10 protein-coding genes are annotated in these 9,423 nt (G+C 36.8%); 3 read left to right on the plus strand and 7 right to left on the minus strand.

Annotated elements, in window-relative coordinates; genetic code table 11:
* Positions 1-158: 158 nt before the first annotated feature.
* On the minus strand, positions 159-1,589 hold the full coding sequence (locus I3259_RS14760; protein WP_238030315.1) for a sodium-dependent transporter: 1,431 nt from the start codon (positions 1,587-1,589) through the stop codon (positions 159-161).
* 499 nt (positions 1,590-2,088) lie between these two features.
* Between I3259_RS14760 and I3259_RS14765 the strand changes: the two genes are divergently transcribed.
* Positions 2,089-2,772 carry a DNA alkylation repair protein gene (locus I3259_RS14765; RefSeq protein ID WP_238030316.1) on the plus strand — a complete coding sequence of 228 codons (684 nt, stop codon included), beginning with the start codon at positions 2,089-2,091 and terminating at the stop codon, positions 2,770-2,772.
* A 99-nt stretch (positions 2,773-2,871) separates the two neighbouring features.
* On the opposite strand, the gene I3259_RS14770 is transcribed toward I3259_RS14765, so the two are convergent.
* Both I3259_RS14770 and I3259_RS14775 read right to left on the minus strand, forming a co-directional pair.
* A complete protein-coding gene (locus tag I3259_RS14770) occupies positions 2,872-3,366 on the minus strand; it encodes a peptidylprolyl isomerase (RefSeq protein WP_238030317.1) in 495 nt (164 codons plus the stop codon).
* A 95-nt stretch (positions 3,367-3,461) separates the two neighbouring features.
* Positions 3,462-4,307 carry a patatin family protein gene (locus I3259_RS14775; protein WP_238030318.1) on the minus strand — a complete coding sequence of 282 codons (846 nt, stop codon included), beginning with the start codon at positions 4,305-4,307 and terminating at the stop codon, positions 3,462-3,464.
* 179 nt (positions 4,308-4,486) lie between these two features.
* Between I3259_RS14775 and I3259_RS14780 the strand changes: the two genes are divergently transcribed.
* The gene (locus I3259_RS14780; protein ID WP_238030319.1) at positions 4,487-5,146 is read left to right on the plus strand and encodes a site-specific DNA-methyltransferase; all 660 of its coding nucleotides are present in this window, start codon (positions 4,487-4,489) and stop codon (positions 5,144-5,146) included.
* Between the two features lie 26 nt (positions 5,147-5,172).
* Complete coding sequence (locus I3259_RS14785) at positions 5,173-5,787, plus strand: cold shock and DUF1294 domain-containing protein (protein ID WP_238030320.1); 615 nt, start codon at positions 5,173-5,175, stop codon at positions 5,785-5,787.
* Between the two features lie 100 nt (positions 5,788-5,887).
* On the opposite strand, the gene I3259_RS14790 is transcribed toward I3259_RS14785, so the two are convergent.
* The 4 genes from I3259_RS14790 to I3259_RS20300 form a co-directional block, all read right to left on the minus strand.
* On the minus strand, positions 5,888-6,520 hold the full coding sequence (locus I3259_RS14790; protein ID WP_238030321.1) for a hypothetical protein: 633 nt from the start codon (positions 6,518-6,520) through the stop codon (positions 5,888-5,890).
* Between the two features lie 301 nt (positions 6,521-6,821).
* On the minus strand, positions 6,822-7,463 hold the full coding sequence (locus I3259_RS14795; RefSeq protein ID WP_238030322.1) for a hypothetical protein: 642 nt from the start codon (positions 7,461-7,463) through the stop codon (positions 6,822-6,824).
* Between the two features lie 156 nt (positions 7,464-7,619).
* Positions 7,620-8,717 carry an HD domain-containing phosphohydrolase gene (locus I3259_RS14800; protein ID WP_238030323.1) on the minus strand — a complete coding sequence of 366 codons (1,098 nt, stop codon included), beginning with the start codon at positions 8,715-8,717 and terminating at the stop codon, positions 7,620-7,622.
* A 329-nt stretch (positions 8,718-9,046) separates the two neighbouring features.
* Positions 9,047-9,382 carry a DUF3024 domain-containing protein gene (locus I3259_RS20300; protein WP_238030324.1) on the minus strand — a complete coding sequence of 112 codons (336 nt, stop codon included), beginning with the start codon at positions 9,380-9,382 and terminating at the stop codon, positions 9,047-9,049.
* Positions 9,383-9,423: the final 41 nt, after the last annotated feature.

A 9,423-nucleotide genomic window follows, 5' to 3' on the forward strand; every position in this document is an offset into this window, starting at 1 on the left:
TCTCTAAAGGTCTCAATACGAGAATACGATTTTATAAAAATATACAAGTATGGTCAGGTTTCATTTGTAATAAATGTATACCAGTAAAAGAAAAAGGTTTGTCATGGTTAAATGACAAACCTTTAATCGCTATATTATTATGATTTTAGAGAAGAGATTTAAAGCTTCTTAGAGAAAATCCCACACAGTGCAATAATTGCTAAGCCTAGTAACATGATGTCGCCTTTATCACTATCAAAACCTGCTTTTACCCCTGAAATAGCAACAATAGCGATAGCAACTGGGATGATGTATTTGATCAATACATACCAAAGGTTGAATAGTGGGAAAGCCACTTTTCCATCATTGGTAATTTCTTTTTTTAGCTCACTTCGGTCTAAACGCCAGCCAGCAAATAGACACACCAACATACCGCCAACAGCAAGGAAGATTTTGTCTGTTAGTAAGTCGAAGATATCAAATGCTCCCGTGTCGAACAGTTTAGGACCAAAGCCACCAATAGATAGTGAAGCTAGAATACAAAGTAGCGCCATCACAATACTTGCGCTGATCACAGCAGTAACACGGCTTAAACCTTTCTCGTCAATTAAGTAAGCGACAACGACTTCAAGTAATGACACTGACGATGTTAATGCAGCCACACTTAAACCAATAAAGAATAGAAGTGCTAATAAGAAACCAATACCACCCATTTCAGCAAACAATTGCGGTACAACCACAAATACTAAACCTGGACCTGCTGAAGGTTCCATGCTGAACGCAAACATTGCAGGGAACATTGCAATACCAGCTAACAACGCAACACCTGTATCCATTGCCGTCACCATGGCAGTGGTTTGCACAATATTCTCTTTTTTACGTAAGTAACTGCCGTATGTCAGCATACAGCCCATACCTAAGCTAAGAGAAAAGAATGCTTGTCCTAATGCAGCAAGTACGACAGAGCTATCAATTTTTGAAAAATCAGGTTTAAACAAAAACTCTAAGCCCGCCATTGCACCAGGTAAGGTAAGGCCTTTGATAGAAACAATGATTAAGATAATGAAAAGCAGTGGCATTAACACTTTACCTGCTTTTTCTATACCACCTGAAACGCCTCGGATAACGACAAAAATATTAAATAAAAGGTAAAGTCCCATCCAGAAAAGCGGTTGTATAGGATCAGAAATAAAGCCACCGAAGCTATCGTTAATAGCTGTTGGCGTACTTAATAATCCTGTTGAAATTTTATAGATATAAGCAATTGCCCAGCCACCAACAACAGGGTAAAAGCCCATGATCAGTAGACCACTTAATACTCCGATAATGCCCACAAAGGTCCAGCGACGATCGGTAGTTTTAAATGCGCCAACGGCAGATAAACCTGTTTTACGTCCTACCGCAAATTCAGTTAGCATTACGCTGAAACCAATAAAAATAACGAAAAGTAAGTAAATAGCAACAAACGCGCCACCACCATTTTCGCCAGCGGTATAAGGAAACTTCCAAATGTTACCTAAACCAACAGCAGATCCTGCTGCGGCCATAACAAAGCCAATTCGGGAACTCCAGTTCCCACGGTTTGGGGTTGTTGAACTTGATGTGTCCATAAAACATCCTGTTAATGATTGTTGTGAGTCATAATTGTTATAAATATTTAGGCTTTAATATCCTTTTTATTCTTATAGTTATGCAAATGTTTGACCATAAAGCATGGAATTAAAAGTTATTTAAGCTGATAGTGTTTACATATTTAACATTTTTATCACGCATTGGTAGGGTTGAAAATCATTAATTGTAATGAATTAGTTAATTTTCATAAAAAATATAGAAGTGTTATTAGAGGTTTACACTTTTTAGTTTTGTGCGATGTTCAATTAATCCAGATACAAAGAAGTGGAAGATTATGCTGTAAAGATGCTTTAGGTAGATAGCCTAAAATAATAAAGCTGTTTTATAAATTGATTGTGGTTTAATAATGAATATGAAACAGTAAAACGAACAGCGGTCCATTTGGTTCGTTTATATAATAAGAAAAGTCAGTCAATTGGTCATAATGTGTAATGTTGATTAGCCTCATTACACAGTGCAAAAGGAAAGATTCCCCTAATGTCACTTGTTATACCTATGGTTATTTATATACAGCAGCACTTAGCGAAAGTTGCAGATAAAGCCGTTGCTGCTGATATGCAACATACACTCAAGGTAAAGCAGCCTTTTTATGGCGTAAATGCCCAGCAACGAAGTGAAATATTTAAAGATGCGAGAGCACATACAAAGATCGATAATGCAGAAAATTATCGTCGCTTATTGCTTTGGCTATGGTCAGGCGTTTATCGTGAAGAGCGCTATTTAGCGCTTGATGCTGGTGAGTATTACCATGCATTTAGAAATGAATATGCTTTTCATACTTATGAAGAGATGTTGGAAACCGTTGATGGGGTTGATATTGCTGATCGCTTAGTCGAGCAGTTAATCAGTCCTATCGTGTTAGCGCATCGCGAATTTGAATCAAAACTGATTGAATGGCGAGAGTCTGAGAATAAATGGTTGAGACGTGCTTCACTATTAGCGCATTGTCATCACAAACAGCAAACCAATGTCGACTTACTGTGTGAGACAGTACTGTTATTAGCCGACGATAGTGATTATGAAGTGCAGCAAGCAATAGGGTTAGTATTGCGAAATTACAGTGAAACCGATTTTCCTTTCGTTGATCATTTTCTTATATCGAATATTGGAATATTAACGCCGCAAGCTAGACGAGAAGCAAGAAAGCTCTCGTTGGGATAATAAAGTAAGATATTAAGCATTAAAAGCTAACGAAAAAGCCCGTATTACGTGATAACTCTTACTAGAGCATATCGAGTTAAAACGTATACGGGCTTTTTGTTATTCAACGATAGTGACTTTTTCAATCACAATCGGATCACGAGGTACATCTTCATGATCGCGAACAGATAATGTTTTTACTTTTGAAATTTTGTTTACTACATCCATTCCTGCCGTTACTTGGCCAAAAACAGTGTATCCCCAGCCCACATTCGTTGTTGCTGTGTGATCAAGAAAATCATTGTCAGCAACATTAATAAAAAACTCAGCTGTTGCTGAATGTGGTGCATCGGTTCTTGCCATAGCAATAGTACCAATCACATTTTTTAGACCACGGTTGGCTTCATTAACAATGGGAGCTCGTGTTGGTTTTTCTTTCATTTTCGCAGTGTAACCACCACCTTGGATCATAAAACCTTTGATCACACGGTGAAAAATAGTGCCGTTGTAAAAACCGTCTTGGCAATATTTTAAGAAGTTCTTAACCGTGACAGGCGCTTTTTGCTTGTTCAGCTCAATCGTAATATCGCCAACATTGGTGGTAAAAATAATCATCTAAAACTAACCGTGGTGTAAATTGAATCGGGCAGTATACGTAATTGTTACACTTTTTGTAGTAAAAAAAGTAATTAAAGTTCGTGCCCTAAAGATCATGGCTTAAATTGAAGATCATTATTGACCAGCCTTAATCCTGCTTCTCTACCTTGTTGATAACCTTGATCTAATTTAGTGATATTTTTGGTTAATCTTTTGATCATAAATGTTTTATCAGGTGCGATGGCGGTGATTTTACAATCCTTTGGTGGATTATGAATAAAATACAATGCCTTGTTATAGCGAGATTCTTTGGTTAAAAATTCTTGCCCAAATACGGGATTCGTACGGAATAAGCGACGTGTTAACCATGGCACCTGTCGATTTTTAGCAAACAAGCCTTGAGCATGAGATAAAATAACCGTGATATCACGTGCGCCTTTATTGTAAGCCTCGATCACAGGGATAGGATCGGCAATACCACCATCACTCATTGCAATACCATCAATTTGTGGAAATTGACGATAAATGATCGGTAGTGCACACGTTGCGGTCATGACTTCATTTAAGTTGCTACGTGTAACCTCAACATAGTCGGGTTCACCTGTATCGACAACCGTGGTCGTGGCGTATAGTGGTACATTACGACTTTCGTACTTATGTAGTTCTAAAGGAAGGTTACTGATACTGGTATTCCATAACCAATCAATATCAATTAAGTTCCCGCCTTTTACAAAACGCTTGTAGTTAATGAATTCTTTACTACGCGCATATTCAGTAATGACTTTATAATTACGTTGATAACTTTCACAAAGATATCCCATTAGCACGACAGAGCCTGCTGATACGCCGATGGTAAAGTCAAACGGGTTGTAGCTTCGTTCAATAAAAGCATCTAATACACCTGTGGCAAAAATGCCACGCATTGCACCACCTTCGACAACTAAAGCGCGTTTACTCATTACTGTTCCTTATCTATGGTGATTCAATTATTCCATTTTGGAATCATATGATATTACCTTTAAGAATATGCATGAATTGAACTCGAGATCACATTTTTATGAGAATTTTGTTAATTGACGTATTATGACGGGCATTATTTTGCGTGTTTCTTTTTCCACATTTTATTTTAGGTTTTTCGATGCAAATTTTCCAAAAAGATGCGATTGAGTGGTTAACAGCTTTGCCCGATCAAAGTATTGACTTGATGATCACAGATCCACCTTATGAATCGCTTGAAAAGCATCGTTCTGTAGGAACAACAACACGATTAAAACAAAGTAAAGGGTCGAGTAACCAATGGTTTGATATCTTCCCCAATGAACGATTTGAAAGTTTACTGACACAAGCCTATCGCGTTTTAAAACAAAATAGTCACTTCTATTTATTTTGCGATCAAGAAACAATGTTTCACATAAAGCCGATTGCAGAGAAGGTTGGTTTTAAGTTTTGGAAACCCATAGTGTGGGATAAAGTCGCGATAGGGATGGGATACCATTATCGAGCGCGTTATGAATTTATTTTGTTTTTCGAAAAAGGAAAGCGAAAACTGAATAATTTATCGATTCCAGATGTATTGGAATGTAAGCGTGTTTACCGTGGGTATCCGACAGAAAAACCCGTCCCACTATTAGAGATATTAATAGAGCAGAGTAGTGTTGAAGGTGATGTTATTGCCGATCCGTTTTTTGGTTCAGGCTCAACGTTAGTGGCGGCAGATAAGTTATCACGCCAAGCATGGGGTAGCGATATCTCTGATTCAGCCCATCAACATTTTAAACAACGTCTATCGTCGCGATAGACGACATTTTTAAGCTAGGAACATACATGACCCAACAGGGAAAAATTATTAGCTGGAATCAGCAAAAAGGTTTTGGATTTATTGCACCAGATAACGGCGAGCAAGATGTTTTTTTTCACGTCTCTGCATTGCCGGATAAACAGTGTCGTCCTCGTATTAATGAGGCCGTGACATTTCGAGTAGGTAAAGATAAAAAAGGGCGCATGTCTGCAATAACGGTGACATTTATGAAAGCACATTCAGGTTTAGATAAATACACTGCTTCATTTTCAAAAGCACAGTGGTTTAGTGTTATCTTTTTAGCTTTTGTTGCGATATCGATAGTGCTTTTTCATACGCCTTACCAAGTATTGATCGGCTATCTAGTATTAAGTATCGTGACATTTGCCGTATATGCACATGACAAACGTGCTGCTCAATCAGATAAATGGCGTACTAAAGAAGCAACGTTGCATCTGTTGGCGTTAGTCGGTGGTTGGCCCGGTGCGTTGTGGGCACAAAAGATATTGCGTCATAAATCTCAAAAACAGCCATTTAAAGCCATATTGTGGATAATGATCATACTTAACTGCGCGGCGTTTATTCTATCGTTTACCCCAGAAGGGATGACGTTAATCAAACAAGTGTTGCAGCTAATTTAAAATAGAGAGTGATTCATTAAGGTAACGAATCACTCACTACTCATCGTTCAGCACATCTAATACCATAAATTACAACAAGGTGTGCTGTACGATAATTGATTTATCGAGCAACGGAAATGTGACCTGCAGCATCGGCAGACCAGGTAAAGTGTTGGTTATCTTTACCTGTAATAATTGCGCTACCATTTGTGATATACGGATGAACTTCATTGATATTGTATTGGTATGTCAGCGGTGATGTAGATTCTGTAGACCAGTACTTAGCCTCATTTTCTGCAGTATTCATTAACATGCCTTTAAATGTGATTTGATTACTATTATTCATCGTCATGATGTAATCATCGTCTGTTTTATCATTTAGGCTTAATGTAATCACTTCACCATTTGTGATCGCGTTGTGCGTGGTAAACTGCATAGCTTCAATGGTATGAATAATAACCCTGTCAGTTTGTTTTTCTACCTTGATACGACCTTTTGCTACCGCAATATCAATATTGCCCTGAATTTCAGGGATATAACATTCATTAGAATTACCAACCGGTAGATTTTCAGCACAGTCTTTTGCTGCTTTTGCAACAACAGTTAAGGCATCAGCGGTTACGTCTGCATAGTTTTGTAAATCAGCTTGGCTCAAGTTATTAACGTCAATACCGCCGTGTTCTACAACTTCATCACCAGCGTTACAACCCAATAATGTTGTTACTACCATTGCTGCTAAACATAACTTCTTCATGCAAGACCTTTTTTCAATATATGAATAAATATTGCGAGAGATGGTAGGTTATGAATAAATTGAAAGAAATCATTCGCAGCATGAATGAGTTTGTTTTAACAAAGAGATGACAGTTATGGCATTTTTAAGCGATTTTCATGACATTTGTCTAACAGAGCAACTCTGGTGCTGCATGATGTTAACTTGGGCGTGGAAAAGTAAAGGCTTATTGTAGCTGGAATATTGTTTAAATTAACAAGTGGTTAAATATAAAAACCAGCACTACGTTATAGTGCTGGATAAATGAATGCTAATCGGAATTTTATTGAGCGGTAATATCGCCATTACTATCAGCAGACCAATTAAATGTCTGGTTATCTTTACCAGTAATTACGGCATTACCATTGATAAGGGACGGAAGCTTGATATTAGCATCATATTTAAGAGCTAACCCAGTTGTTGATTCAGTAGACCAATATTTAGCATCGCTGTCAGCGGTATTAATGAGCATTCCCTTAAAGGTAACGTTATTTCCGCCAGGTAGCGTTTTAAGGGTCATGCTGTAATCTTTATCAAGGTTTTCACTGAAATTAAGTGAAATGACTTCACCGTTAGTTACTGCATTTGGAGAGGTAAACTCCATTGCTTTTGTTGTATGAACAATAACAGTTTGATTTTCTTGTTGTTCAACGTCAATTTGGCCTTTTGCTACAATAATGTTAGCAGTTGTATTGCTAGCGCTAAGGTCACATTGTTTTGTCTCACCAACAGCCATTCCATTTGAACAATTATCAGCCGCTTGCGCGATGACTGCTAATGCATCGGCAGTTAACTCTGCGTAATCTTGTTTTTGGGTTTGAGATAAATTATTAATGTCGATACCGCCGTGTTCTACAACTTCGTCACCTGCGTTACAACCAACAAGTACTGTAGCTACCATTGCTGCTAAACATAACTTCTTCATGTAAAACCCTTTCTTCAATATATGAATGAATATTGCGGAAGATGTTAGATTGTGAGTAAATTAAAAGCAATCATTTGCGGCGTGAATGGTATGCTTTTAACAAAGAGATGACATAACGAGCCATATATATGGGCTTATGTCAGCTGATTGTTAGTATTAACTATCAGGATATTGGTCTTTTATTCTATTGGCTTTCATTATTTCATCGGTCATTGCATCAACACATAACGGATCAAATTGTTTATTCTTACCTTGTTGTAAATAATCAATTACTTGAGCAATAGACCATGGCTTTTTATAAGTTCTGTGACTTAATAAAGCATCGGTGACATCAGCAACAGTCACTATACGTGCTTCTAAAGGGATATCTTCGCCTTTTAACGCTAATGGAAAACCTTTGCCGTCATAGCGTTCATGATGATGCCTCACAATATTAAGAATAATGGTTAGGTTATCGTCTGTAATATTTCCCCATTGCTTTAATGTTTTTAATAGCAGCTGATAACCCAGCTCAGGGTGCTCGTTCATGATTTTTCGTTCTGCATCGGTATAGATTTTAGTAGAGAATAAGATCTCTTCTGGGATCATATACTTACCAATATCGTGCATATCCGCGTAATGATAAATAGCATTAATAAAATCACCATTACAGCGTTTCTTTTTACCAAGATGTAAAGCAATTAGCCGACTATATTCTGCTACGCGTTTTAAATGATTTTGCGTTTCAGGATCTTTATGGTGACTGATCATTAATAGTGTCCTAATTATATTATGAAAAGAATATTTAATATTTAAGTCATCATTAACAAACAGTGAAATAATAATGGAAATAGTTGTGAAGAAATTAATGTTTACACTAAAAAAATGCGGTATTCGTGAATTAAGGAAGATGATCCCAATAAACTTATCATCCTTATCGTAAATAGGAGAAGCCATACTTGAGAGGCAGTGTTGTTTAATTAACTTGCTATGAATGTGCTTTATTGATGGTGTATAACTCATCATATCATCAATAATATCAGGTTCGCGCTTATCTTTTAATTTTGAAAGGCGAGATGATTTATGAATAGACTCAATAAAAGAAGGGAAGTTTACACCGTATCCTTGGCTACGATAAACAGTGTATAAATTGTTGTCATCATCTAACATTGCAACAGCAAAACCAATAAAGTCTGAATACCATGTTTTAATGAGTCTATCGAGGTGATCTAACTTTTGTTGCAGCGTTAAATTATCGCTAATACTGAATACCATTTTCTTACCTCCCTATAAATAATATGCATCGTTATTTATATTGATTGGTCTTGCTATGCTTGTATAGAAGAAAACATATCAATGTTATTTGAAGTTGACTTTTATCAATTAAGTATCTAATAATAAATCGCTTTTTAGATAGAAAGTTATTCAGAATGTCACAACGTCGATATGCTCATAACCGACTGGAATTGTCTGCGGTAAGAGAGAGATGGTAGAGGATTATGTTGCCTGTAAGAAGATAAACATCTGAATAAGTCGCCAAGGTAACTTGGATATATTCAGCATTATTTTACGTTTATTTAATGACTTATTATGTACGTTCTTTTTTAACCCCAAAAACAACTGTATTTATCGGTACCAACTATGTCCGTAAAAGAGGATAATTCTTTTACTGATGGTACTGGTTCATAGCTATGCCATTTAAAATCAGATTTCATCCAGTAAATTTTCCACTCATTTTTAGATTTAACGTAAGTTGCTTTTGCAATTGAACATTCAGTTTTTTTAGTAGGATCATTCCACATAGATCTAAGCTCAAAAATTTCGATACTCTGTCCACTAATACGATAAGAGATATCAACTTGTGCTCTCAGTTCAACAGGTGGACGGCGGACTACTAAAAAATCGTCAATTACCTTTCCATATCTTTTCCTGATTACCACTATTTAACAGCCACTGTTAAATTATCTCCTATACTTCAAGG

Origin of the sequence: Photobacterium sp. Ph5 (assembly GCF_022129445.1) — a bacterium.
Taxonomy (GTDB): Bacteria; Pseudomonadota; Gammaproteobacteria; order Enterobacterales; family Vibrionaceae; genus Photobacterium.

What these genes read in the sequence shown, in the direction of transcription:
- I3259_RS14760 (WP_238030315.1), bottom strand. Translation starts at nt 1,589, where the DNA reads ATGGACACATCAAGTTCAACAACCCCAAACCGTGGGAACTGGAGTTCC.
- I3259_RS14765 (WP_238030316.1), top strand. Translation starts at nt 2,089, where the DNA reads ATGTCACTTGTTATACCTATGGTTATTTATATACAGCAGCACTTAGCG.
- I3259_RS14770 (WP_238030317.1), bottom strand. Translation starts at nt 3,366, where the DNA reads ATGATTATTTTTACCACCAATGTTGGCGATATTACGATTGAGCTGAAC.
- I3259_RS14775 (WP_238030318.1), bottom strand. Translation starts at nt 4,307, where the DNA reads ATGAGTAAACGCGCTTTAGTTGTCGAAGGTGGTGCAATGCGTGGCATT.
- I3259_RS14780 (WP_238030319.1), top strand. Translation starts at nt 4,487, where the DNA reads ATGCAAATTTTCCAAAAAGATGCGATTGAGTGGTTAACAGCTTTGCCC.
- I3259_RS14785 (WP_238030320.1), top strand. Translation starts at nt 5,173, where the DNA reads ATGACCCAACAGGGAAAAATTATTAGCTGGAATCAGCAAAAAGGTTTT.
- I3259_RS14790 (WP_238030321.1), bottom strand. Translation starts at nt 6,520, where the DNA reads ATGAAGAAGTTATGTTTAGCAGCAATGGTAGTAACAACATTATTGGGT.
- I3259_RS14795 (WP_238030322.1), bottom strand. Translation starts at nt 7,463, where the DNA reads ATGAAGAAGTTATGTTTAGCAGCAATGGTAGCTACAGTACTTGTTGGT.
- I3259_RS14800 (WP_238030323.1), bottom strand. Translation starts at nt 8,717, where the DNA reads ATGGTATTCAGTATTAGCGATAATTTAACGCTGCAACAAAAGTTAGAT.